Genomic DNA, 24,852 nt, shown 5'->3' with positions numbered 1-24,852 from the left:
TCCGATTCAACTTGATCGGATCATGCTCTAGATGTGCGCTTTCGAGCGAAACGGATTCCATCCTCGGGTCAAGCCCGAGGACATGCTTCGCTCGTAAACGCTATCGGGAGCACCGCGCTCCACGTGCTTGAAATGCTTCAGGCGCGTGAAATTCGGCTGTTTTCGCGTGGCTTGTCGTCTCGCGGACCTTGTATTTTGCCGGCCGATCCGGTTTCACTGCCGGTATCCGTATCCCCAAGCGATTCCAGGCCTGATCATGCGACTGTCGCGGTTTTTTTTGCCGATTCTGAAGGAGACTCCGAAGGAGGCCGAGATCGTCTCGCACCGGCTGATGCTACGGGCGGGCATGATACGCCAGGAGGCCGCCGGCATCTATGCCTGGCTTCCACTGGGTCTTCGGGTGCTGAAGAAGATCGAGGCCATCGTGCGCGAGGAGCAGAACCGCGCCGGCGCCATCGAGCTGCTGATGCCGACGCTGCAACTCGCGGACCTCTGGCGCGAGAGCGGGCGTTACGATGCCTATGGGCCGGAGATGTTGCGGATTCAGGATCGACACAAGCGCGAGCTGCTGTATGGGCCGACCAACGAGGAGATGATCACCGAGATCTTCCGCGGCTATATCCGCTCCTACAAGAGCCTGCCGCTCAACCTCTATCATATCCAGTGGAAGTTCCGCGACGAGCAGCGTCCCCGTTTCGGCGTCATGCGCGGTCGCGAATTCCTCATGAAGGATGCCTATTCCTTCGATATCGATGAAGCCGGCGCGCGGCGCTCCTACAACAGGATGTTCGTCGCCTACTTGCGCACATTCGCGCGCATGGGCTTGAAGGCGATTCCAATGCGGGCGGAAACCGGCCCGATCGGCGGCGATCTCAGCCATGAATTCATCGTTCTTGCCGAGACGGGCGAGTCGGGCGTCTATATCGACAAGGATGTTCTAGATCTTCCGGTGCCCGGCACGGAAGTGGATTACGACGGCGATCTGACGCCGATCGTCAGGCAATGGACCGCGGCCTATGCCGCGACGGAGGACGTGCACGACGGCTCGCGCTATGAGCGCGAGGTTCCGGAAGAAAGGCGCATTCATACGCGCGGCATCGAGGTCGGCCAGATCTTCTACTTCGGCACCAAGTATTCCGAGTCGATGAAGGCGCTTGTAACCGGCCCTGATGGCGTCGAGCAGCCGATCCACGGCGGCTCCTACGGCGTCGGGGTCTCCCGTCTCGTCGGCGCGATCATCGAGGCCTGTCATGATGAGGCGGGCATCAAATGGCCGGACGCGGTGGCGCCGTTCACGGTCGCGATCCTGAATCTGAAACAAGGCGCCAGTGACACTGATGAGGCGTGTGAGCGGATTTATCGCGAGCTCTCCGCCAAGGGCGTCGATGTGCTTTACGATGACACCGACCAGCGGGCCGGCGCGAAGTTCGCAACCGCCGACTTGATCGGGAGTCCCTGGCAGGTAATGGTGGGTCCGAAGGGACTCGCCGAAGGCAAGGTCGAGATCAAGCGGCGCGAGGACGGGTCACGTGAGAGTGTCGCGCTGGAGGATGCGGTTGCGCGGCTGATGGCGTAGCGATTATCCACCGCGCGCGTTTCTCAATGCCATTCCGGCCACAATTGGTCCGAATCATGGGATTATCGAACGATGGATGAGACCATGAACGAGCCGCTCCGGACCAAGCCTTTCGCTGCCTTCGAGTGGATGCTGTCCGGACGCTATCTGCGAGCGCGCCGGAAGGAAGGGTTCATCTCCGTCATCGCCGGATTCTCGTTCCTCGGCATCATGCTCGGCGTGGCCACGCTGATCATCGTGATGGCCGTCATGAATGGCTTTCGCACGGAGCTGCTCAGCAAGATCCTTGGCCTGAACGGGCATCTCCTGGTTCAGCCGCTGGAATCGCCGCTCACCGACTGGAAGGAGGTGGCGGACCGTGTCAGCCAGGTGCAGGGGATACGGCTTGCCGCCCCTGTCGTCGACGGTCAGGCGCTCGGCTCTTCGCCCTATAATGCCGCCGGTGTTTTTGTCCGGGGCATCAGGGCCGATGATCTCAACAATCTCACCTCCATCGCCAGGAACATCAAACAGGGGACGCTCGACGGCTTCGACGAGGGGCAGGGCGTGGCCATCGGCCGGCGCCTGGCCGATCAACTCTCGCTGCACGCGGGCGACAGCGTGACGCTGGTCGCGCCGCGCGGGGCCGTGACTCCGATGGGCACGACTCCACGCATCAAGCCGTACAAGATCGCGGCGGTGTTCGAGATCGGGATGTCCGAATACGACTCCACCTTCGTATTCATGCCACTGGCCGAGGCGCAGGCCTATTTCAATCGCGCCAACGATGTCACCTCGATCGAGGTCTATACGGACAATCCGGACAAGATCGATGACTTCCGCAAATCGGTGACAGAGGCCGCCGGCCGGCCGGTGTTTCTGGTCGACTGGCGGCAGCGCAATTCCACGTTCTTCAATGCGCTCCAGGTTGAGCGCAATGTGATGTTCCTGATCCTGACGCTGATCGTCCTCGTCGCGGCGCTGAATATCGTGTCGGGGCTGATCATGCTGGTCAAGGACAAGGGGAGCGATATCGCCATCCTGCGCACCATGGGAGCTTCGCAGGGGGCGATCATGCGCATCTTCCTGATCACGGGAGCCGCGATCGGCGTGGTCGGCACGCTTACCGGCTTTATCGTGGGGCTGGTGGTCTGCCTCAACATCGAGTCGATCCGGGCGTTCCTTTCGTGGCTCACCAGCACCGAGCTGTTCTCGCCGGAGCTTTATTTCCTGTCCAAGCTGCCCGCCGAGATCGATGCGCGGGAGACCAGCGCCGTCGTGATCATGGCGCTGACGCTGTCGTTTCTCGCCACTCTTTATCCGTCATGGCGCGCGGCCCGCCTCGATCCCGTCGAAGCCTTGCGGTACGAGTGAGCAATCGACATGGAGCAGGGAAAGAAGGAAACGCCGATTGTCTATCTTCACGACATCAAGCGCGAATATACGCAGGGTGAAACACGGCTGACGATTCTGGACAGCACCAAGCTTGCCTTGTGGGCGGGGCAGTCCGTCGCACTGGTGGCTCCCTCGGGATCGGGAAAGTCGACCCTGCTGCATATTGCCGGGCTGCTTGAAAGCCCCGATGCGGGAGAGGTCTACATCGGAGGAACCGCGACGTCCGGTCTTTCGGATGTGGAGCGCACGCAGATAAGGCGCAACGATATCGGGTTCGTTTATCAGTCGCACCGCCTTCTTCCGGAATTCACCGCGCTCGAAAACGTGATGCTGCCGCAGATGATCCGTGGTCTGAAGCGCGCTGAGACGGTCAAGCGCGCGCGCGAAATTCTCGCCTATCTCGGCCTTGAGGATCGGGTCACGCACCGTCCGGCGGAATTGTCCGGTGGTGAGCAGCAGCGGGTTGCGATCGCGCGAGCCGTCGCCAACGCGCCCCGGGTGCTGTTTGCCGACGAACCGACCGGCAACCTGGATCCCCAAACGGCGGATCATGTGTTCAATGCGCTGATGCAGCTTGTGAAAGCGACTCGGGTGTCAATGCTGATCGCGACGCATAACATGGAGCTCGCAGATCGGATGGATCGGCGAGTATCACTTGAGAACGGTCACGTCGTCGAACTGGATTGAGGGGATAGACCGCGACGGCGCGCCGGACTTTTCGTTTGACGTCAGTGATGACGTCGGCGGCTCCGATTACTCTGCGTGCCGGTGAAATAAGGGTTCCTCTGGCATTGGGCGGGTAAACCCTTTACCCGCGCCATGCATTGTTCAATCGACGCAAAGCTGCAATCGTTGTGCACGACTGGCGTGAAAAGTATCATGCAAAACGGATGCCGGTGGTCCCAGTCCGAGGCGTTAGCCGCAACGCACGAGCAGATCAGAGCGAGAGCGGTGAGGGTTGCACGCATCAATTAATCCTCGAATGAATGATAAACGATAAGCACTTTCGCCTTTTTTGGTCGGCATATCAGATCATGGAAAGCCCGCAGGCGGGCGAGAGTTCCAACATTACGTGTAATATACCGTTGTCGGAAGTCTTCATTGTAGCAAAATATGCTAAGTTCTATTGTGGAAAAGTATGCCAACTTCTACGGTGCAAAAACGACTTCAGAAGTCGGGTGTCGGCTGCCCCAGCCAATCGTCGACGCCTTTCGAGACCTTAAATTCCATGACACTGGATACGCGTTAAGGCGGCCTGCGGTATGACTGGCTCACACGATCCCGATCTTGCTCGCGAGAAGCTGATCGTCGCTCTCGATTACTGGAATATCGAGGATGCAAGAAAGCTTGTCCGGGACCTGGGCGATGAAGTCTCTTTCTACAAGGTCGGCTTGGGTTTGCAGCTCGTCGGCGGAAACGAGTTCGCCAGGGAGCTGATCGCCGAAGGCAAGCGGGTTTTCCTGGATTACAAGTATTACGATATTGAAGAGACCGTTCAGCGCGCGGTCGCCCAGGCGGCGGAATTGAAGATCGCCTTCCTGACGGTGCATGGCGTCGCGAGCATCATGAAAGCCGCCGTCGCCGGTCGGGGGAATTCCGACATGAAGATACTTGGCGTCACCGTGCTCACGAGCATGGATGCCGAGGATATCAAGGAGATGGGATTCGAATGCGGCGTAGAAGACCTCGTCGTTGCACGCGCGAGGCGGGCGCTCGAGGTCGGGGTCGACGGCGTCGTCGCGTCGGCGTTGGAAGCCGCTGAGCTTCGCAAGCAGACGAATAACAAGCTGATGATCGTGTCGCCTGGAATCCGCCCGAGCGGCGGCGCGAGACACGACCAGAAGCGGGTGGCCACGCCGTTTGAGGCCATGCGTGCCGGAGCGGATTATCTGGTGTTGGGCAGGCCGATCTATGCCGCGGAGAATCCAAAAGCCGCCGCGCAGGCGATCATCCAGGAAATGGCGGATGCGCTGCGCCCGGATTGAATCAGGCAGCCTGCGCGAGATTCGGCCCGGTCATTTCCTTTCAACCGCGCCGCTCCTGAGCCGTTGACCCTGATCCCGTCGGATAAGCCATCAAAACAACTTGCGGAATGGACCGGAGGGCGCTATCGGGCCGCTATGGCCCAAAAACTCAAACCTGGCGTGCGAGCCCGCGACGGCGGTGAATATACCTGTCCCGGTTGCGGCGCTGTCTACAGCGTGACCGTCTACACCAGTCCGTTCAAGGATACGGGCCAGGCGGATTGTAAAATCTGCAACCAGCCTATCAAGAGCTGGAACCACGCAACGGCATGGTGGTCGTACAAGTTGACCAAGCGGCCGCGCAAGTGATCGCCGAACCGGCCATGTGCCGATGGGGCGCTGGCCGCCGCTAGAGTCTTCTCCGCTTCCATAGAAGCGGAAGGTGAACGACTCTGTCTTTGTGTTTTGATGCGTTCTCTTCATGCGAACCGGATTCGCTCGAAAACGCGATGGCTCGGTTGATTCGGCATTGAGACCGGGAACGCCCGAATAATAGGGCCGTGAGTCTCAGCCAGAAAAAAACATGGCGAGTCCCGGCCATTGTGCGTGTGCCGGCAAAAACTCCGGAAAAGCAGCTCGTATCGGCCCTTTCATCTCGACACAGGTCCTGTTCAAGCGTTTCGTGGGGACGATTAACCAAGGGGATTATTCCTAGATCGGTCCTGCCTTGACTTGAGAACAAATAACGAACAATATTCCCGTTATGTTCTAGTCGAAGGAGACGGAAGCCATGTTGAGAATGTTTGTCGAGGAGGCGTCGGCGCTGGCGTCGATCGTGCTGTTCGTCGGAATGGTCGCTGTCTGGGCGCAGCTTATTCCCCAGCTTTCGTAAACCGACGATCCGGGCGGCTGGGGAAAACGAGAACAGCCGCGCGGGTTGGGGGATTTCGCGTGGACTCGCGCGGCGCAAGTCCCCACCATTCTTTTGTATGAGTCGGCCTTCGCCGGCGCCGGCTGATGATTGCCTGAAACCATGACCCAGAAGACTCTCGCGGCTCATGCAGGTTTCGTTCACCTGCATGTCCATTCGGCCTATTCCTTGTTGAAGGGGTCGATCAAGATCCAGAAGCTGGCGGAACTCGCCAGGGCGGATCACCAGCCGGCATTGGCGCTCACTGATACCGACAACATGTTCGGAGCGCTGGAATTCTCCGACAAGGTCGCAGGCCATGGCATCCAGCCGATCGTCGGCTGTGAATTGGCGGTGGACTTCGGAGATCAGGATACTAATTCCCGGAACGCGCTACCGCCTGCTCGAATCGTCCTGCTGGCGACGCGCGAAGCTGGCTATCGTAACCTGATGCGATTGAACTCCCGAGCGTTCCTTGAAACGCCGGAGCATTGCAGCCCTCACGTCAATTGGGAGTGGCTTCGGGATGAAAACGAAGGTTTGATCGCCTTGACCGGAGGGCCCGAGGGCCCCGTGGCGCAGGCGTTCAACGCTGATCATTCCGCGCTTGCGACGGCCCGCTGCGATCAGCTCGCCGGGATTTTCGGCGACCGGCTTTACGTGGAATTGCAGCGTCATGGGCTCGACAAGGAGCGGCGGGTCGAAGGTGCGTTGATCGACCTGGCTTATGCCAAGGGTCTTCCGCTGGTCGCGACCAACGAGCCTTATTTTGCCGCCTCCGGTGATTATGAAGCCCATGACGCCTTGCTATGCATCGCCGGCGGTCGTCTGGTTGCGGAGACCGATCGCGAGCAATTGACGCCGGATCACCGCTTCAAGACCCGCGCGGAAATGGCTGTCCTTTTTGCTGACATCCCGGAGGCGTTATCGTCCACGATCGAAATCGCGGAACGTTGCGCGTTCCGGCCCCGGACACGCAAGCCAATCCTTCCGCACTTTACGGTGGCCTCGGACGCGGGCGCGGCGGAGGGGAAAAACGATGAAGCCGCCGAATTGCGGCGGCAGGCGCAGGAGGGGCTTGCGAAGCGGCTGGCGGTGCATGGCGTCTCGACCGGAATGACCGAGAACGACTACAGCGCGCGCCTTGACTTTGAGCTCGATGTCATCACGCGCATGAATTACGCGGGCTACTTCCTCATCGTCGCGGACTTCATCAAGCACGCCAAGTCCAGGGGAATTCCGGTTGGACCGGGACGCGGTTCCGGCGCGGGCTCCTTGGTGGCCTATGCGCTCACGATCACCGATCTCGACCCGATCCGTTTCGGCCTGCTGTTCGAGCGCTTCCTCAATCCCGAACGGATATCGATGCCGGACTTCGATATCGACTTCTGCCAGGAGCGGCGCGGGGAGGTCATCGACTACGTGCAGAAACGCTACGGCCGCGAACAGGTCGCGCAGATCATCACCTTCGGCACGTTGCAGGCGCGCGGCGTGCTGCGCGACGTCGGCCGCGTCCTGCAGATGCCTTATGGTCAGGTGGACAAGCTGACCAAGCTGGTGCCGCAAAATCCCGCGGCGCCAGTCTCGCTGAAGCAGGCCATCGAAGGAGAGCCGAAGCTACAGGCGTTTCGGGATGAGGATCCGGTGGTGGCGCGCGCGTTCGATATCGCCCAGCGTCTTGAGGGGCTGACGCGTCACGCCTCGACCCATGCGGCGGGCATCGTGATCGGCGATCGGCCCTTGAGCGAACTCGTGCCGCTGTATCGCGATCCGAAGTCCGACATGCCGGTGACCCAGTTCAACATGAAGTGGGTGGAGCCAGCGGGCCTCGTGAAGTTCGACTTTCTCGGCCTGAAGACGCTGACCGTTCTTGACGTCGCGGTGAAGTTGCTGAAGCAGCGCGGGATCGACGTCGATCTCGCCACGCTGCCGCTTGACGATGCGGCCAGCTACCAGATGCTGACCCAGGGCGACGTGGTCGGCGTGTTTCAGGTTGAAAGCCAGGGCATGCGGCGGGCGCTGGTGGACATGCGTCCGGACCGTTTCGAGGACATCATCGCGCTGGTCGCGCTGTACCGGCCGGGGCCGATGGCGAACATTCCGACCTATTGCGCGCGCAAGCACGGCGAGGAAGAGGCGGAATATCTTCATCCGATGCTTGAGCCGATCCTGAAGGAAACTTTCGGCGTTATCATCTATCAGGAACAGGTGATGCAGATCGCACAGGTCATGGCCGGCTACTCGCTCGGAGACGCCGACCTGCTGCGGCGGGCGATGGGTAAGAAGATCCGCTCGGAGATGGAAAAGCAGCGCGCGATCTTCGTGGCCGGCTCCGTCAACAACGGCGTTCCCCGAGGCCAGGCGGAAACGATTTTTGAGCTGTTGGCGAAGTTCGCTGATTACGGCTTCAACAAAAGTCATGCGGCGGCCTACGCGCTGGTCTCGTATCAGACCGCCTACATGAAAGCGCATTTTCCCGTCGAGTTTCTGGCGGCATCGATGACGCTCGATATGAGCAACACCGACAAGCTTTCGGAATTTCGCGCGGAGGCGCAGCGCCTGGGCATCAAGGTCGAAGCGCCGTCGATCAACCGCTCCGGCGCGACCTTCGAGGTGAAGGAAGGCGTCATCTGTTATGCGCTGGCCGCGCTGAAAGGGGTCGGCGCGCACGCGGTCGAGCAGATCGTCGAAGCTCGCAAGGCCGGCATGTTCACGTCGCTGGCGGATTTCGCCGCCAGGGTGCCGCCGCGCGCCATCAACAAGCGCGTCATTGAAAGTCTCGCAGCCGCCGGAGCGTTCGATGCGCTCGAGCCGAATCGCGCCCGCGTGTTCGCCGGCGCCGAGGCGGTCCTTGCTGCGTGCCAGCGCAGCCACGAGGCAACGATGATCGGCCAGAATGACATGTTCGGCGGCCTGGCGGACGCGCCCGACATCATGCTGCCTCGGGCCGAGCCCTGGCTGCCTGCCGATCGGCTGAGACGCGAATATGAGGCGGTCGGATTTTTCCTGTCGGGACATCCGCTCGACGATTATGCGACAGCGCTCAAGCGGCTCCGCGTCCAGTCCTGGGTCGAATTTTCCCGCGCGGTGAAGGCCGGTGCGACAGCCGGCAAGGTGGCTGCGACGGTGGTTTCGCGGATGGAGCGGCGAACCAAGACGGGTAACAAGATGGGCATCATCGGCCTGTCCGATCCGAGCGGCCATTTCGAGGCGGTGCTGTTCTCGGAAGGTCTCGCGCAGTTTCGCGAGGTCCTTGAACCGGGGGCAGCGGTGCTGTTGCAACTCGATGCGGAATTGCAGGGCGAGGAGGTGCGGGCGCGGGTGTCCCGTGCTGAACCACTCGACGATGCCGCGGCCAAGACACAAAAAGGGCTCCGGATCTTCCTGCGCGATTCCAGGCCGCTCGAGTCGATCGAAAGGCGTCTCCAGGCGAACGACAACGGGGATCCGGCCGGGACCGCGAAAGTTCCTGCGTCGAGGCAGGCTGGCGAGGGCGAGGTCTCGCTGGTGATGATGCTGGACCTTGAGACCGAGGTCGAAATAAAGCTTCCTGGCCGCTTTCGGGTTTCGCCTCAGATCGCTGGCGCGATCAAGGCGGTGACGGGGGTCGTTGATGTTCAGGCGATCTGACCGGCCCGGGCGGGGCAGCCCAACGGGATCGGATTGCCTTGCGTATGGCGGGTACCCCCGCTATACAGGCCGCCATCTCACACGGAAACATGGCCTGAAAAGCCGTCCGGTGGCTGCCGGACCGCATTCCTTTTGGTTTGACGGTTCGTCTGCTCACACGTTTCCGGAGGAACCAACCGGAGAATTGAACCATGGCGATACCTGAATTCACCATGCGTCAGCTGCTTGAGGCTGGCGTTCATTTCGGCCACCAATCGCACCGCTGGAATCCGAAGATGGCGGAGTACATTTTCGGTGCCCGCAACAACATCCACATTATCGACCTCGCGCAGACCGTGCCGCTGCTGCATCGTGCGTTGCAGGCCGTCAGCGATACCGTCGCCAGGGGCGGCCGCATCCTGTTCGTCGGCACCAAGCGGCAGGCGCAAGACGGTGTCGCCGATGCTGCGAAGCGCTCGGCGCAGTATTTCGTCAATTCGCGCTGGCTGGGCGGCACGTTGACCAACTGGAAAACGATTTCCGGTTCGATCAAGCGGTTGCGCCATCTCGACGAGGTGCTCAATTCCGGCGACGCCAATGCCTACACCAAGAAGGAGCGGCTGACGTTGCAGCGCGAGCGTGACAAGCTCGATCGTTCGCTCGGCGGCATCAAGGACATGGGCGGTCTTCCCGATCTGATGTTCGTGATCGACACCAACAAGGAAGATATCGCGATCCAGGAAGCCCAGCGGCTGAACATTCCCGTCGCGGCGATCGTGGACACCAACTGCGATCCGAAAGGCATCACCTATATCGTGCCCGGTAACGACGATGCGGGCCGCGCCATCAGTCTGTATTGCGACCTTATTGCCCGCGCGGCGATCGACGGCATTTCACGGGCTCAGGGCGAATCCGGCATCGATGTCGGCGCCTCTGTCGAGCCGGTGCGGGAAGAGATTCCAGCCGCCGCGCAGCCTGCCGGCTTTCAGGGGCTTGCCGGTCCGCGAGGTGTCGCCGACGATCTCAAGAAGCTCACGGGCGTTTCCGGGGCGATAGAGAAGAAGTTCAACGATCTCGGTATCTTCCACTATTGGCAGCTAGCCGAGCTCGATCACGATACCGCGCACAGGATCGGCGAGGAGGTTGGCCTTCCGAGCCGGGCCGACGGCTGGGTCGCTCAGGCCAAGGCGATGACAGCCGAAGCCGAGTAACGCGAGGCGCGGCGGTGTTGCAGCCGGCCGCGTCACGCCCGATTTTCTGACTGATCCCTGGGTAGAGGTGACGGCGGCCGGGGAAACCGTACCGTCATCTCCCGGCAGGCAAAGGACATACAGCAATGGCGACAATCACCGCGGCGATGGTCAAAGAGCTGCGCGAAATCACCGGCGTCGGCATGATGGATTGCAAGCAGGCGCTGACCGAAAACGACGGTGACATGCAGGCCGCGATTGACTGGCTGCGCAAGAAGGGGCTTTCCAAAGCCGCCAAGAAGGCGGGGCGTGTCGCGGCCGAGGGCCTGATCGGCGTCGTCACCAGCGGTAACAAGGGTGTGGTTGTCGAAGTCAATTCGGAAACCGACTTTGTTGCGCGCAACGAACAGTTTCAGGGACTGGTCAAGATGGTGGCTCAGGTCGCTCTCAGCGTTGGTGCCGACGTCGAGGTGATCAAGGCCGCCGAGGTTGGTAACGCCACTGTGGCGACGACGATCTCGGATGCAATCGCAACCATCGGCGAGAACATGACGTTGCGTCGCGCGAATTCGCTGGAGGTCGCCAAGGGGATCGTCGCGGGCTATGTCCACAATGCCGTGATCGACGGTGCGGGCAAATTGGGTGTGATCGTCGCGCTCGAGTCTGCCGGCAATGCCGACGAGCTCGCGGCGCTTGGCCGTCAGGTTGCCATGCATATCGCGTCCGCCAATCCGGTGGCGGTCGATCCTTCGGGCGTCGACCCGGAGGTCGTCAAGCGCGAGAAGGACGTCCTTGCGGACAAATTCCGGCAGCAGGGCAAGCCGGAAGCGATGATCGAGAAGATCACCGAGTCCGGCCTGAAGACCTTTTTCAAGGAGCAGACGCTGCTGGAACAGCCGTTCATCTTCGACGACAAGAGAAGTGTTGGTCAGGCACTCAAGGAAGCCGAGGGCAAGGTTGGCGCGCCCGTGAAGATTACGGGCTTTGTGCGCTATGCTCTCGGAGAAGGAATTGAGAAGGCCGAGTCCGATTTCGCGGCCGAGGTTGCCGCGGCGGCCGGACAGGGGTAACGCCGAATCTAAGGCGGGACAATCTGACTCGCGACGGAGCGAACGCATCATGGATCGGCCGGCCTACCGTCGTGTTGTCGTGAAGCTGTCGGGAGAGTATCTGGCGGGTTCGCAGCCTTTTGGGATCGATCAGCCCACGATTGATCGGATCGCCGGCGATCTGGCGGAGGCTCGCGCGCTGGGAGTGGAAGTCGCGGTCGTCGTCGGCGGAGGAAACATATTCCGCGGCGTCGAGGTGTCGTCCCGCGGCGTCTCGCGCCCGACCGGCGATACCATGGGCATGCTTGCCACCGTCATGAACTGCCTGGCCCTTGAGGCTGCCCTGGAACGCCGCGGGCAGTCGGCGCGTGCCCTCTCTTCGTTTGTCATGCCTGAGGTCTGTGAGCTTTTCACCCGCCGTGCCGCGCACAAGTATCTCGCAGAGGACCGTATTGTCCTGCTCGCGGGCGGAACCGGCAATCCTTACTTCACGACCGACACGACGGCGGTTCTTCGTGCCGCCGAGATCGGCGCGCAAGCCGTGCTTAAGGCGACGAATGTGGATGGCGTTTATAGTTCTGATCCCAAGAAGGATCCGTCCGCGAAACGGTTCGAACGGTTAAGTCACACGCAGGCGCTCGAAGGCGGCTATAAGGTCATGGACGCGACGGCTTTCGCGCTTGCCCGCGAGACGGCGCTGCCTATCATTGTGTTCTCGATCGCCGAACCGGGTTCGATCGGCGCCATCCTGAAGGGGACCGGCCGCGGGACGATCGTCGCAAGTTGATCCGTCGCGGCGGATCGGATGTAGGTCAGGCAAGTTCCATATGGAGGGCGCATGGTGTCGGGAAGTTTCGATATTGGCGACTTGAAGCGACGAATGCAGGGAGCGACACAGTCTCTCAAGCATGAGCTGGGGGGGCTGCGAACCGGCCGGGCGTCCTCTTCGATGCTTGACCCGGTGCAGGTCGATGCCTATGGCAGCCACATGCCATTGAATCAGGTGGCGACGATCAGCGTTCCGGAGCCGCGTCTTTTGTCGGTGCAGGTATGGGACAAGTCGATGGTCAAGGCGGTGGAGAAGGCGCTCGTCGACTCGAACCTCGGACTGAGTCCGGCCACCGAGGGACAGGTATTGCGGTTGCGCATTCCCGAACTTAACGAAGAGCGGCGCAAGGAATTGGTAAAGGTCGCGCACAAATATGCGGAGGCGGCGAAGGTGGCGGTTCGTCATGTGCGCCGCGATGGCCTGGACACGCTCAAGAAGCTCGAGAAAAATCACGAGATTTCCGAGGACGACGAGAAGCGCCTTGCGAACGACGTTCAGAAGGCTACGGACAGCGTCATCTCTGAAATCGATCAGTTGCTGGCGGGCAAGGAAAAGGAAATCCTCACCGTTTAGCGGGATTGGACTGGCCTGATGTCGAATGCTGTTGCGCCTGCAATCGAGGGATCGGACCAAGCCGATGCACCGCTGCATGTTGCGATCATCATGGATGGCAACGGCCGATGGGCGGCCGCTCGAGGACTGCCGCGCGCGGAAGGTCATCGCCGCGGTGTCGAGGCTTTGAGGCGCGTGGTCCGTGCCGCAGGCGAGTTGAACATCCTTTATCTGACCATTTTTTCCTTCAGCTCGGAGAACTGGTCGCGGCCTCCGAGCGAGATCAGCGATCTGTTCGGCTTGCTGCGGAGGTTCGTCCGCAATGATCTGGCGACGTTGCATCGCGACGGGGTGCGCGTGCGGGTTATCGGCGAGCGCGACGGGCTGGAGCCGGATATCTGCGCGCTGTTGACCGAAGCCGAGGACCTGACGAAGAATAACAACCGGCTTAATCTTGTCGTTGCGTTCAACTATGGTTCGCGGCAGGAAATCGCGAAAGCCGCCCAGCGCCTTGCTCGCGAAGTCGCTGAGGGTAAGCGCGACCCGGCCACGATCGACGCCGATATGCTGGGTCGACATCTCGACGCCCCGGACATTCCCGATCCTGACCTGATCATCCGCACGAGCGGCGAGCAGCGTCTGTCGAATTTCCTGATGTGGCAGGCGGCTTACAGTGAGTTTGTATTCGTTCCGATTCACTGGCCGGATTTCGACAGGACGGCGCTTGAAGGAGCGATCGCCGAATATGCAAGACGCGAACGCCGCTTCGGCGGGCTGGCCGCGAAAACCGGATCATGACTGTCAGTTTTCTCGAACGAAGGTGGTTGCCGGTCGCGTGATGAAACGCGCCGATCAAGATCATTGGCCCAAATCACAGCGTTTTCTTTAAGCGAACCGGATGCCACTTCGCTCGAAAGCGCTTTAGCTAAGGATATTCGAACTTTGGACTCGGGACACTAGCGTGGATCAGGATCAACGCGCGCCGGCGGCCGCAAGCGGATCACAAAATCTCAGGATGCGCATTATGGCGGCGCTGGTTCTCGCGCCGGCCGCGATCGCGATCGCCTGGACTGGCGGACCGTTATGGATCGCACTCGTCACGCTGGCTGCGATCGGCATGTACGTCGAATGGTTGACGATCGTCGGCGCCGCGCAGGAAAAGCAGACGGTCGCCGCAGGGATTGCGGCGCTCGTCGTGTCGGGCCTGTGCCTGGCGTTCGGATACGGCGCGCTTTCGTTGGCTGCGCTTTTGATCGGTGGCGTGGCGGTGGCTGCGGTGTCGCGCCGGCTGCGCCTTTGGTCGGTGGCCGGATTTTGTTACGCGGCGGCGGCCGCATTTGCATCGGCGCAGGTGCGCCTCGATGGCGACTATGGATTCGTCGCGCTGATGTTCGTGCTGTTCGTGGTGTGGGCTGCCGATATCGGGGGATATTTCGCGGGTCGTGGAATTGGTGGACCAAAATTGTGGCCTCGCGTCAGTCCTAAGAAAACCTGGGCAGGTGCAGTCGGCGGGTTTGCCGGCGGCCTCGCGGTCGCCGCGGGTTTTGCCGCTTTCGATCTCGGAAGATTGGCTCCATTGCTGCTGCTCGCCGCTTTTCTGTCAATCGTGTCGCAATCGGGCGACCTGTTTGAATCGGCGGTCAAGAGACGTTTCGGAGTCAAGGATTCCAGTCAGATCATTCCCGGGCACGGCGGCTTGCTCGACCGTCTCGACGGCTTTGTCGCGGCGATTGTCTTCGCCGCGCTTTTCGGATTTCTGCGTGGTGATGCCGATGGCATCGGCCACGCTCTGATGGTTTGGTGAAATATGAGTGCTGTTCCGTTGAAGAACGACAAGCCGGTCGAGGCTGGCGTCAGGACCGTGACGGTTCTGGGAGCGACCGGATCGATCGGCGACAGCACGATGGATTTGTTGCGCGGCGCGCGGGGCCGCTACCGGGTCGAGGCGCTGACCGCGAACTCCAATGTTGAGGGTCTCGTTAAACTGGCGCGCGAGTTTGACGCGCGATTCGTGGCGGTCGCGGATGCCTCGCGCTTTGACGAGTTGAAGAACGCGCTTGCCGGCACCGGCATCGAGTGTGGCGTCGGCGAAAGCGCGATTATCGAGGCCGCTTCGCGGCCGGCCGACTGGCTGATGGCCGCAGTGAGCGGCGCGGCCGGACTGAAGCCCGCGCTTGCGGCCGTGGATCGCGGCACGACGATTGCGCTTGCGAACAAGGAGTGCCTGGTCTGTGCGGGTGACTTCTTCATGCAGCGCGCCGCCAAGGCGGGGGCTTGTATCCTGCCGGCGGATTCCGAACACAATGCCTTGTTTCAGGCCCTGAGTTCAGGAAACCGCGATGAACTCACGCGCGTCATCATCACGGCGTCGGGGGGCCCGTTTCGCACCTGGGCGGCGGCTGACATCGAGAACGCGACTCTGGCGCAGGCGCTGAAGCATCCCAACTGGAGCATGGGACGGAAGATCACCATCGATTCGGCGTCGATGATGAACAAGGGGCTGGAGGTTATCGAGGCCGCCTGTCTGTTCGCGCTCGAGCCCGAGGAGATCGACGTCCTGGTGCATCCGCAATCCATCGTCCACGGCATGGTCGAGTTCTCCGATCGATCCGTCGTCGCTCAGCTTGGCACGCCCGACATGCGGACCCCGATCGCGCATTGCCTCGGCTGGCCCGAACGCATCGCGGGGCCGGCGGTGAAACTCGATCTCGCCAGTATCGGACAGTTGACCTTCGAGGCGCCGGATTTCGCGCGGTTTCCCGCCTTGCGGCTCGCCTACGATGCGCTGAGGACGGGGCAGGGCGCGACCACGGTCTACAATGCCGCAAACGAGATTGCCGTCGCGGCGTTCATCGCCGAGAAGATCAGGTTCGGCGCCATCGCGCGCCTGGTCGAGGCAACCATGAATGGCTGGGTCCGGGCCGGAAATCTCGCGCCGCTGGCATCGGCTGACGACGCCATCGCCGTTGACCATAACGCGCGAAATATGGCTGCATCGCTCTTGCCTCAAATTGCCGCAAAGGCATCCTAGTGTAGTGGTTCAGAAGTTCGCTTCATTTTCCCTGCGAGTCCTTCAAGCGAACTTCTGAACCTAAGCCACACTAGATTCATAGAGTTGCTAGTGTCCTTTCGAATCCGAAGTTCGCTAAGGAGGATGCTGCAAAATGAGACGAACTTCGGATTCGGGACACTAGCGCATACTCCGCAGAAGTTGATCCGGGTTTTGCGATCGGGAGTACGCGCCAGTTATCGAGATTGAGTGAGAGCATTTTTCTACGCGAACCGGATTCCACCCGGCCGCGAAATGCTCTGGGCGTGGATGGGAACAGGGCCTTCGGCCTTGGGCGAAGGAAACGGAATGTCCGATTTTTTTCTTAATAGTTTCAATATGTTAAGCTCAGGCTTGATCGGCTACATCATTCCGTTCCTGTTTGTCCTCACCATCGTGGTTTTCTTTCACGAACTCGGCCATTTCCTCGTCGCGCGCTGGGCGGGTGTGAAGGTGCTGACGTTCTCCGTGGGGTTTGGGCCCGAACTGGCGGGCTTCAACGACAGGCACGGGACGCGCTGGAAGCTCTCCGCCATTCCCCTCGGCGGATACGTCAAGTTTTTTGGCGATGACTCCGAGGCCAGCACGCCATCGAGTTCAGCTCTTGCCTCCATGACGGCGGAGGAGCGTGGGAGCAGCTTTCATCACAAGTCTGTTAGCCGGCGCGCCGCGATCGTTGCCGCTGGACCCGTCGCCAACTTCATCCTTGCGATCGTTATTTTCGCCAGCTTGTTCATGTTTCTCGGCAAGCCCAGCACGACAGCGCGCGTCGACGGGGTGCAGGCCGGCAGCGCCGCCGAAGCGGCCGGTTTCAAGGCCGGCGATATCGTGACCGCGATTAATGGCGGCAGGATCGACAGCTTTTCCGACATGCAGCGGATCGTCGGCACCAAGGCCGGCGAGACGCTGGCATTCGTCGTGAAGCGAGGCGATTCGATCGTTGATCTGAAGGGCGTGCCGGAACTCAAGGAGATCAAGGACAGGTTCGGAAACACGCACCGGATCGGCGTTCTCGGGATTACGCGCTCGACCTCGCCGGGAGACGTCACCACGGAATACGTGAATCCGGTGACGGCGCTCTGGATGGGAGTCGAGGAAACCTGGTTCGTCATCGATCGCACGATGGCTTATATCGGCGGGATATTCTCCGGGCGCGAGGCGGCCGACCAGGTCGGCGGGCCGCTTCGAATCGCCCAGATCTCCGGGCAGGTGGCGACGATCGGCCCTGCCGCCTTGATCCATCTTGCCGCCGTTCTGTCCGTGTCGATCGGGCTGTTGAACCTGTTTCCGGTTCCGTTGCTGGATGGTGGACACCTTTTGTTCTATGCGGCGGAAGCCGTGCGAGGTCGTCCGATATCCGAGCGTGCTCAGGAAGTGGGGTTCCGAATCGGGTTGGGCCTGGTGCTGATGCTGATGGTTTTCGCCACCTACAACGATATTCTGCATCTGGCTCGATCGTGAGTCGCTCGCCCACGGACGGGAATCAGGAAGAATCGCCTGCGATTTTCGCCTTTGGGCTGGGCGTGATTTTCCTGGAACCGATCACATTCGATTTCTGCCGGACCTTGATCCGGGCGTCATCGTGATCGAGCGTGTCTAATGGGCAACGTCTTGGAATTAAATTAGAATTATACTGCTAAAGGCCGTTTGCGACTGCGAGAAAATTGGCTACAAGCAGCGCGTAATGAGAATCTGCCGCCTGTGGGGAACTGGGCGGCGTCAGAATTGATAAGGGCGCGTTGCGCATGAATGTTGGAATGCGGGTTTCAAGGGGGATATTGCTCGCCGCCCTGATTGCCATTGCCGTGCCGGCCGCCGTCGCTGTGACCGTTCCCCTTGTATCGTCCTCCGCTGCCGCGCAGACGCTGTCGTCGATCTCCGTTCAGGGGAACCGCCGTGTCGAGCTGGAGACGATCCGTTCCTATTTCAAGCCGGACGCCAGCGGGCGTCTTGACCAGGCCAGCATTGACGACGCCTTGAAGGCGCTGATCGAAACCGGTCTGTTTCAGGATGTCAGAATCGATCGGGCTGGGGGCGGACTGGTGGTCTCGGTCGTCGAGAATCCAGTCATCGGCCGCGTTGCCTTCGAGGGCAACAAGAAGGTGAAGGACGATCAACTGAAGACGGAGATCCAGTCCAAGCCGCGCGGCACGTTTTCCCGGCCGATGGTCCAGTCCGACGTTCAGCGAATCGTCGAAATCTATCGCCGCTCCGGCCGCTACGACGTGCGCGTCACTCCCGAATTCATCGAGCAGCCGAACAACCGTGTCGATCTGATTTATTCGATCGTCGAAGGCGATAAAACCGGCGTCGCGTCGATCGAGTTTGTCGGCAACCAGGCATTTTCGTCCTATCGCCTGAAGGACGTCATCAAGACGCACGAATCGAATTTCCTCAGCTTTCTCGGTGGAGGGGATGTGTACGATCCTGATCGCGTCGAGGCCGATCGGGATTTGCTGCGTCGTTTTTATCTGAAGAACGGTTATGCCGATGTTCAGATCATTGCTGCCCTGACCGAGTACGATCCCGGACGCCACGGGTTTCTTGTGACCTTCAAGATTGAGGAAGGCCAGCAGTACCGCGTTGGATCGGTGGCGTTCGAGTCGTCGATTCCGACGTTCGATGGAAATTCAATGCGCAGTTTTTCTCACGTTCACGTGGGATCGCTCTACAACGCTGAAGCGCTTGAGAAGTCCGTCGAGGAGATGCAGGTCGAGGCGTCGCGGCGCGGATATGCTTTTGCTGTCGTGCGTCCGCGCGGTGATCGCAACTTCGACGCGCATACCGTCTCGATCGTGTTCGCGGTCGACGAAGGGCCGAGAACGTATATCGAGCGCATCAACATCAGGGGCAACACGCGAACGCGGGATTATGTGATCCGGCGCGAGTTCGATGTTTCGGAAGGCGATGCCTACAATCGTTCGCTGGTGGATCGTGCGGAACGACGCCTGAAGAATCTCGATTTCTTCAAGACGGTCAAGATCACGGCCGAACCCGGCTCCTCCAGCGATCGCGTCATTCTCGACGTCGAGGTCGAAGATAAGTCGACCGGTGATTTCTCGGTGTCCGGCGGCTTCTCCACCACCCAGGGCGCACTTGCGGAAGTCAGTGTTTCCGAGCGCAATCTGCTCGGCCGTGGTCTGTATGCGAAGGCTTCGGTTCAGTACGGACAATGGTCGAGGGGATACTCGCTGTCGTTTGTCGAGCCGTTCCTGCTGGACTATCGCGTCGCGCTCGGGCTCGATCTTTACCAGCGCGAACAGCTTTCCAACCAGTGGATCTCCTATAACATGAAGACGCTCGGATTCAGTCCGCGGCTCGGTTTCGGCCTGCGCGAGGATCTGACGTTGCAACTGCGTTATTCGATCTTCCAGCAGGAGATCGGTCTGCCAAGCGCTCTGCGAAACTGTAACAACAGTCTCACCAATGGCTTGCCGTACAATCCCTCACCGGCGTTCATGAATGCCATGGGCGTATGGGATGGAGTCAATATGGGCTGCTATTCCGATGGCGAGGCGTCGCTGCCGATCCGTCAGGAACTGGAGCGCGGGCGGACGCTGACCTCGATGCTCGGCTACACGTTGACCTACAACACCCTTGATAACAACAAGAACCCGACCGCCGGTCTGTTGATCGATTTCAGGCAGGATTTCGCCGGCATCGGCGGCGACGTCAAATACCTGAAGACGGCGCTCGACGCGAAGTATTATCAGCCGCTGGTCTCCGACATCGTCGGCCTGATCCATCTGCAAGGCGGTATCCTGAACAATGTCGGCGCCTATGCCGGACAGAACGGAATCCGCATGCTGGATAACTTCCAGATGGGACCGAATCTGGTGCGCGGCTTCGCGCCGTACGGCATCGGTCCGCGCGATGTCAATTATCTGAGCACGATGGATGCCCTGGGCGGCACGAAGTACTGGGGGGCGTCGGTCGAGTTGCAGATGCCGTTCTGGTTCATGCCGAAGGAAGTGGGTTTGAAGGGCGCCGTTTACGCGGATGCCGGTTCGCTCTGGGGTTATCAGGGGCCGACGTCGTACGCGCTGACCAATGAATTCAATGCGCCGGGATGTTCGCCAAGTACGTCGAACGCTAATCCGGGCACCTGCGCCGGCCTTCAGTACGACGACACCAATGTGATCCGAAGCTCGGTCGGCGTCGGCCTGATCTGGCAGTCTCCGTTCGGCCCGCTTCGCTTCGACTACGCGGTGCCGATCACGAAGGGCAGGTTCGACCGGGTGCAGGAGTTCAGGTTCGGCGGCGGAACCACGTTCTGAACGTGACCATGACCGCCAACTGCGACGGATGGAATGACGCAACCGGCATTCTTTAAGCGCCCGCCGCCGTCGACTTTGGCGGAGATCGCCGCATCGACGGGATCGCTGTTGGTCGATGCGTCCCGGGGCGACATTCGGATTATAGGCTTGGCCTCGCTCGATCAGGCCGGGCCCATGCATCTCGCGTTCTTTGACAACCATAAATATGCCGGGCAACTTGCGGCGACGAAGGCGGGCGCCTGTCTGGTCAGCCCGCGTTTCGAAGCCGATGTGCCGGCCCATGTGGCGGTTCTGCGCTCGAAGGCTCCGTTTCGCGCGTTCGTCAGCATCGCCCGGGACTTCCATGGCGATGCGTTGCGGCCACAGTCCTGGTTCGACAATACGGCGGTCGCTGCGTCCGCCGTCATCCATTCATCGGCGTATCTCGAAGACGATGTCGTGATCGATCCGCTGGCGGTGATCGGCCCCGACGTCCAGATCGGACGCGGCTCGGTTATCGGGTCCGGCGCCGTGATCGGCCCGGGCGTCCGGATCGGCAGAAACTGCAACGTCGGCGCGGGAACGACGATTCAAGCAACGCTCATCGGGAACAATGTCCTCATCCACCCCGGCTGTCATATCGGGCAGGATGGTTACGGTTTTATTTTCTTCGGCGCGGAAGGCCATGTGAAGGTTCCGCAGACCGGGCGCGTGCTGATCCAGAACGATGTCGAGATCGGCGCCGGCACGACCATCGATCGCGGCAGCCTGCGCGACACGGTTATCGGAGAAGGCACAAAGATCGACAATCAGGTTCAGATCGGACACAACGTGACGATCGGCCGTCGCTGTCTGCTGGCGGCGCAGATCGGCCTGGCGGGCAGCCTGACGATCGGTGACAACGTCGCGCTGGGCGCCAAGGTCGGGATCAACAACCATCTCCACATCGGCGACGGTGCGCAGGTCACGGCGATGAGCGGGGTCAAGGACGACATTCCTGCGAACGGCCGCTGGGGCGGGTATTTCGCGAAGCCGACCAGGCAGTGGTTTCGCGAGCTCCTCGCGGTGGAACGGCTCGTGCGCGATGGCGCTCCCGATGCCGGATCGCCCAAAGCCGCCCCGAAGGATCGGGTTATCGAATGAAGGATCGAGGTGCTGAGTGATGGAGTCGCCGGTCAGGTTCGAGCACGTGGACATTGCCACCATTCTCAAAACCCTCCCTCATCGTTATCCGTTTCTGCTGATCGATCGCGTCCTCAATATTCGGGCCGACCATAGCGGGATCGGCGTCAAGAACGTCACGTTCAATGAGCCTGCGTTTCAGGGACACTTTCCGGAGCGGCCGGTTTATCCGGGAGTGCTTATGATCGAGGGGATGGCGCAGACGGCAGGCGTCATCGGCATCATGTCGGTGGAAGGCACGGAGAAGCCGCGCGCGGTTTATTTTCTGACGATCGACAAGTGCAAGTTCCGCAAACCCGTCATGCCCGGCGATATTGTCGAGTATCACATGCGCAGCATCGGGCGCCGCAAGACGATGTGGTGGTTCCATGGTGATGCCAAGGTGAACGGCACGATCGTCGCCGAAGCCGACGTCGGCGCGATGCTGACCGACTGATGAGCAGGATCGATCCCACCGCCCGGGTTGAAGATGGCGCCGTGATCGGCGAATCGGTTGAGATCGGACCGTTCTGCACGGTCGGTCCTCATGTCGTGCTCGGCCCGAACTGCCGCCTCATCTCGCATGTATCCGTCACCGGACACACGACCATCGGCGCGGGTTGCACGATCTATCCTTTCGCCGCGCTGGGTGGCGCGCCGCAGGATATGGGTTACGGAAACGAGCCGACGCGCCTGGAGATCGGCGAGGGCTGCACGATCCGTGAAAGCGTGACGATGAACGTCGGCTCGCCCAAGGATGTCGGCGTGACGCGCATCGGCGCGCGTGGGTTCTTCATGAGCTACAGCCATGTCGGCCACGACTGCCAGGTCGGCGATGACGTGGTCTTCGCCAATTCGGCAACGCTGGGCGGACACTGCAAGATCGGGGATTTCGTCTATATCGGCGGCCTTTCCGCCGTGCATCAGTTCGCGCGGATCGGCAGGCAGGCGATGATTGGGGGCCTCACGGGCATCCGCGGCGATGTCATTCCGTACGGCTTCGTCAATGGCCAGCATGGGCATCTTGAGGGCCTCAACGTCGTCGGAATGAGACGCCGCAAGTTCACCCGTGAGCGTCTTGCCAGGGTCAGGACGTTCTATCAGGAACTGTTTTACGGGCCGGGTCTCTTTGCGGACCGTCTCCAGCGCGTCCAGTCACGTGCGTCGGACGATCCCGCCATCGCGGAGATCCTGACGTTCATTGGCGCTGATAAGCATCGTCCTCTCTGCTTGCCGGAGGGTGGCGCAAACAAATCCGCATAGCGGAGCCGGCGTGCCAGTCATGACTGATCGTGTTTCGGGTATGTCTTCGCCGATCGGCTTGATCGCCGGCGGCGGAGTGTTGCCGTTCGCGGTCGCCGATTCACTGACCGCGCGAGGTCTCAAGCCCGTCTTTTTCGCGTTAAAGGGCGTGTGCGATCCGGAAAGAGTGTCGCGCTTCCAGCACCACTGGATCGCGGTCGGCCAGATCGGGAAGGCCGTGCGGCTGTTGCGCGCTGAAAACTGTCGCGATCTGGTTTTCATCGGGACGCTGGTTCGCCCGGCGCTGTCGGAGATTCGCCTGGACTGGGGGACCATTCGGGCCATGGGACAGGTCCTGGCGGCATTTCGCGGCGGCGACGATCATCTGCTGTCGGGGATTGGTCGCATTCTCGAGCGCGACGGTTTTCGAATGGTGGGGATCAAGGATATCGCGCCGGATCTGTTGATGCCGGCCGGATGCCTGACCCGGAAAGCGCCGGACCAATCCGCGGCCGCTGACATCGCCAGGGGGCTGGACGTGCTGCGTGCGCTCAGTCCCTTCGATGTCGGGCAGGCCGTCGTTGTGATCGACGCTCATGTGGTCGGCGTGGAAGGCATCGAAGGGACGGACGCGCTTCTGGCTCGTATCGCCCAGTTGCGCGCCGCAGGACGAATTCGTGCCAAGGCTCCGCGCGGCGTGCTCGTGAAGGCGCCGAAGCACGGACAGGATTTGCGATACGATCTGCCGACGCTGGGTCCGCGGACCATCGCGAATGCGGCCGCCGCCGGTCTGGCTGGACTGGCCGTTGTCGCCGGCAATACGCTCGTCGCGGAACCACAGGCGCTGGTCGATGCGGCGGATTCATCAGACCTGTTCGTTGTCGGGCTGTCTGAATAATGCCGGACGAGGCATCCGCAAATCCTTCCCGAAAAATATTCCTCATCGCAACGGAAGAGTCCGGCGATCGCCTGGGCTCCAGCCTGATGAAAGCTCTGCGTCGGCGGCTCGGCTGCTCCGTGCGGTTCGAAGGCGTCGGAGGTCAGACGATGGCGCGGGAAGGCCTGGTGTCGTTGTTCCCGATCGAGGAACTATCGATCATGGGATTCACAGCCGTCGTGAAGCAGCTTCCCATGATCTTACGGCGGATTCGGGGGACGGCGGATGCCGTTATCGCGGCCGCGCCGGACGTGCTCGTCATCATCGACAGTCCGGACTTCACCCACCGCGTGGCGCGACGGGTGCGCGCCCGATGCCGTGGCTTGCCGATCGTGGATTACGTTTCTCCCTCGGTGTGGGCGTGGCGGTCCGGTCGTGCGCGGGCCATGCGCGGCTATGTCGATCACGTCCTGGCGTTGCTGCCGTTCGAACCCGAAGCCTATCGCAGGCTTGAAGGGCCGCCCTGCACCTATGTGGGCCATCCGCTATTGGAGCAGGTCGGCGTGCTCCGGCCGGACGCGCTGGAACGTCAGCGGCGCGATTCAGCCCCCCCGACGCTTCTGGTGTTGCCCGGAAGCCGGCGTAGTGAAATCCGCCATCACCTGTCCGTCTTCGGCGAGGCCATCGGGGTGTTGCAGCAGAGTATCCCCGAGATTGACGTGGTCTTGCCTACGACGCCTCATCTTGTCGATGAGATCACAACGGCGCTCGCAACCTGGCCGCGTCGGCCAAGGGTCGTGGTCGGCGAGGATGACAAGCGCGCCGCGTTCCGTGTGGCGCGCGCGGCGCTCGCCAAGTCAGGCACCGTAACGCTCGAACTCGCTTTGGCCGGCGTTCCGATGGTTGCCGCATACAAAGCGGGCAGCGTGGAAGCCTGGATCGCGCGGCGCGTCATTCGCGTTTCATCGGTCATTCTGGCCAACCTCGTGATGCGCGAGAATGTGATCCCCGAATTCCTTCAGGAGGACTGCGTGCCCGGCAAGCTCGCGCCGGCGCTACAGGAGATTCTGACGGATTCACCGATGCGGCGGCGTCAGCTCAAAGCGTTCGCCAGGCTCGATACCATCATGGCCACCGGGCAGCGCTCGCCGAGTGAGCGGGCAGCCGATATCGTGATCGAAGTCATGCGGGAGTCGCGCAGGCGCACCTAGAGC

21 protein-coding genes are annotated in these 24,852 nt (G+C 61.1%); 20 read left to right on the top strand and 1 reads right to left on the bottom strand.

Going from position 1 to position 24,852, the window contains the following annotated elements; all coding sequences use genetic code 11:
* Positions 1-256 precede the first annotated feature (256 nt).
* The 3 genes from proS (at position 257) to NWI01_RS09780 (ending at position 3,637) form a co-directional block, all read left to right on the top strand.
* Positions 257-1,576, top strand: coding sequence for a proline--tRNA ligase (gene proS / locus NWI01_RS09790; protein WP_141383668.1), 1,320 nt, complete (start codon positions 257-259; stop codon positions 1,574-1,576).
* A gap of 72 nt (positions 1,577-1,648) precedes the next feature.
* Positions 1,649-2,929, top strand: a complete 1,281-nt coding sequence (locus NWI01_RS09785; RefSeq protein WP_141383667.1) for a lipoprotein-releasing ABC transporter permease subunit — start codon at positions 1,649-1,651, stop codon at positions 2,927-2,929.
* Between the two features lie 9 nt (positions 2,930-2,938).
* Entirely contained in the window at positions 2,939-3,637 is a 699-nt protein-coding gene (locus NWI01_RS09780; protein WP_141383666.1) for an ABC transporter ATP-binding protein, read from the top strand.
* Between the two features lie 41 nt (positions 3,638-3,678).
* On the opposite strand, the gene NWI01_RS20305 is transcribed toward NWI01_RS09780, so the two are convergent.
* The gene (locus tag NWI01_RS20305) at positions 3,679-3,918 is read right to left on the bottom strand and encodes a DUF3551 domain-containing protein (RefSeq protein ID WP_141383665.1); all 240 of its coding nucleotides are present in this window, start codon (positions 3,916-3,918) and stop codon (positions 3,679-3,681) included.
* 294 nt (positions 3,919-4,212) lie between these two features.
* Between NWI01_RS20305 and pyrF the strand changes: the two genes are divergently transcribed.
* The 17 genes from pyrF (at position 4,213) to lpxB (ending at position 24,849) form a co-directional block, all read left to right on the top strand.
* A complete protein-coding gene (gene pyrF / locus NWI01_RS09770) occupies positions 4,213-4,935 on the top strand; it encodes an orotidine-5'-phosphate decarboxylase (RefSeq protein WP_141383664.1) in 723 nt (240 codons plus the stop codon).
* A 135-nt stretch (positions 4,936-5,070) separates the two neighbouring features.
* A complete protein-coding gene (locus NWI01_RS09765) occupies positions 5,071-5,283 on the top strand; it encodes a CPXCG motif-containing cysteine-rich protein (protein ID WP_141383669.1) in 213 nt (70 codons plus the stop codon).
* Between the two features lie 664 nt (positions 5,284-5,947).
* On the top strand, positions 5,948-9,454 hold the full coding sequence (dnaE, locus tag NWI01_RS09760; protein WP_141383663.1) for a DNA polymerase III subunit alpha: 3,507 nt from the start codon (positions 5,948-5,950) through the stop codon (positions 9,452-9,454).
* Positions 9,455-9,645: 191 nt separating this feature from the next.
* Positions 9,646-10,644, top strand: coding sequence for a 30S ribosomal protein S2 (locus NWI01_RS09755; protein WP_141383662.1), 999 nt, complete (start codon positions 9,646-9,648; stop codon positions 10,642-10,644).
* Between the two features lie 125 nt (positions 10,645-10,769).
* Positions 10,770-11,693, top strand: a complete 924-nt coding sequence (tsf, locus tag NWI01_RS09750) for a translation elongation factor Ts (RefSeq protein WP_141383661.1) — start codon at positions 10,770-10,772, stop codon at positions 11,691-11,693.
* A gap of 49 nt (positions 11,694-11,742) precedes the next feature.
* A complete protein-coding gene (pyrH, locus tag NWI01_RS09745) occupies positions 11,743-12,459 on the top strand; it encodes a UMP kinase (RefSeq protein ID WP_141383660.1) in 717 nt (238 codons plus the stop codon).
* Positions 12,460-12,510: 51 nt separating this feature from the next.
* The gene (gene frr, locus NWI01_RS09740; protein ID WP_141383659.1) at positions 12,511-13,074 is read left to right on the top strand and encodes a ribosome recycling factor; all 564 of its coding nucleotides are present in this window, start codon (positions 12,511-12,513) and stop codon (positions 13,072-13,074) included.
* Positions 13,075-13,092: 18 nt separating this feature from the next.
* Positions 13,093-13,851: an isoprenyl transferase gene (locus tag NWI01_RS09735; protein ID WP_141383658.1), complete on the top strand. Its 759-nt coding sequence runs from the start codon at positions 13,093-13,095 to the stop codon at positions 13,849-13,851.
* A 163-nt stretch (positions 13,852-14,014) separates the two neighbouring features.
* Positions 14,015-14,857: a phosphatidate cytidylyltransferase gene (locus NWI01_RS09730; RefSeq protein ID WP_141383657.1), complete on the top strand. Its 843-nt coding sequence runs from the start codon at positions 14,015-14,017 to the stop codon at positions 14,855-14,857.
* A gap of 3 nt (positions 14,858-14,860) precedes the next feature.
* Positions 14,861-16,084 (top strand): 1-deoxy-D-xylulose-5-phosphate reductoisomerase, encoded by a 1,224-nt coding sequence (gene dxr, locus NWI01_RS09725; RefSeq protein ID WP_141383656.1) that lies wholly within the window; start codon positions 14,861-14,863, stop codon positions 16,082-16,084.
* A 327-nt stretch (positions 16,085-16,411) separates the two neighbouring features.
* The gene (locus NWI01_RS09720) at positions 16,412-17,563 is read left to right on the top strand and encodes a M50 family metallopeptidase (RefSeq protein WP_141383655.1); all 1,152 of its coding nucleotides are present in this window, start codon (positions 16,412-16,414) and stop codon (positions 17,561-17,563) included.
* A gap of 284 nt (positions 17,564-17,847) precedes the next feature.
* Entirely contained in the window at positions 17,848-20,379 is a 2,532-nt protein-coding gene (gene bamA / locus NWI01_RS09715) for an outer membrane protein assembly factor BamA (RefSeq protein WP_141383654.1), read from the top strand.
* Positions 20,380-20,412: 33 nt separating this feature from the next.
* Positions 20,413-21,501 (top strand): UDP-3-O-(3-hydroxymyristoyl)glucosamine N-acyltransferase, encoded by a 1,089-nt coding sequence (gene lpxD, locus NWI01_RS09710; RefSeq protein WP_141383653.1) that lies wholly within the window; start codon positions 20,413-20,415, stop codon positions 21,499-21,501.
* A gap of 19 nt (positions 21,502-21,520) precedes the next feature.
* Positions 21,521-21,976 (top strand): 3-hydroxyacyl-ACP dehydratase FabZ, encoded by a 456-nt coding sequence (gene fabZ / locus NWI01_RS09705; RefSeq protein WP_011315105.1) that lies wholly within the window; start codon positions 21,521-21,523, stop codon positions 21,974-21,976.
* A complete protein-coding gene (lpxA, locus tag NWI01_RS09700; RefSeq protein ID WP_141383652.1) occupies positions 21,976-22,782 on the top strand; it encodes an acyl-ACP--UDP-N-acetylglucosamine O-acyltransferase in 807 nt (268 codons plus the stop codon). The genes fabZ and lpxA overlap by 1 nt, the downstream gene beginning before the upstream one ends.
* A gap of 19 nt (positions 22,783-22,801) precedes the next feature.
* Positions 22,802-23,659: an LpxI family protein gene (locus NWI01_RS09695; protein WP_141383651.1), complete on the top strand. Its 858-nt coding sequence runs from the start codon at positions 22,802-22,804 to the stop codon at positions 23,657-23,659.
* Positions 23,659-24,849: a lipid-A-disaccharide synthase gene (lpxB, locus tag NWI01_RS09690; protein WP_141383650.1), complete on the top strand. Its 1,191-nt coding sequence runs from the start codon at positions 23,659-23,661 to the stop codon at positions 24,847-24,849. The genes NWI01_RS09695 and lpxB overlap by 1 nt, the downstream gene beginning before the upstream one ends.
* The last annotated feature ends 3 nt before the right edge of the window (positions 24,850-24,852 follow it).

Source organism: Nitrobacter winogradskyi, from assembly GCF_006539545.1.
In the GTDB taxonomy this organism is placed as follows: Bacteria; Pseudomonadota; Alphaproteobacteria; order Rhizobiales; family Xanthobacteraceae; genus Nitrobacter; species Nitrobacter winogradskyi_A.
The sequence above is the reverse complement of the archived record's forward strand: the minus strand, read 5'-3'. Positions and strand labels throughout refer to the sequence as shown.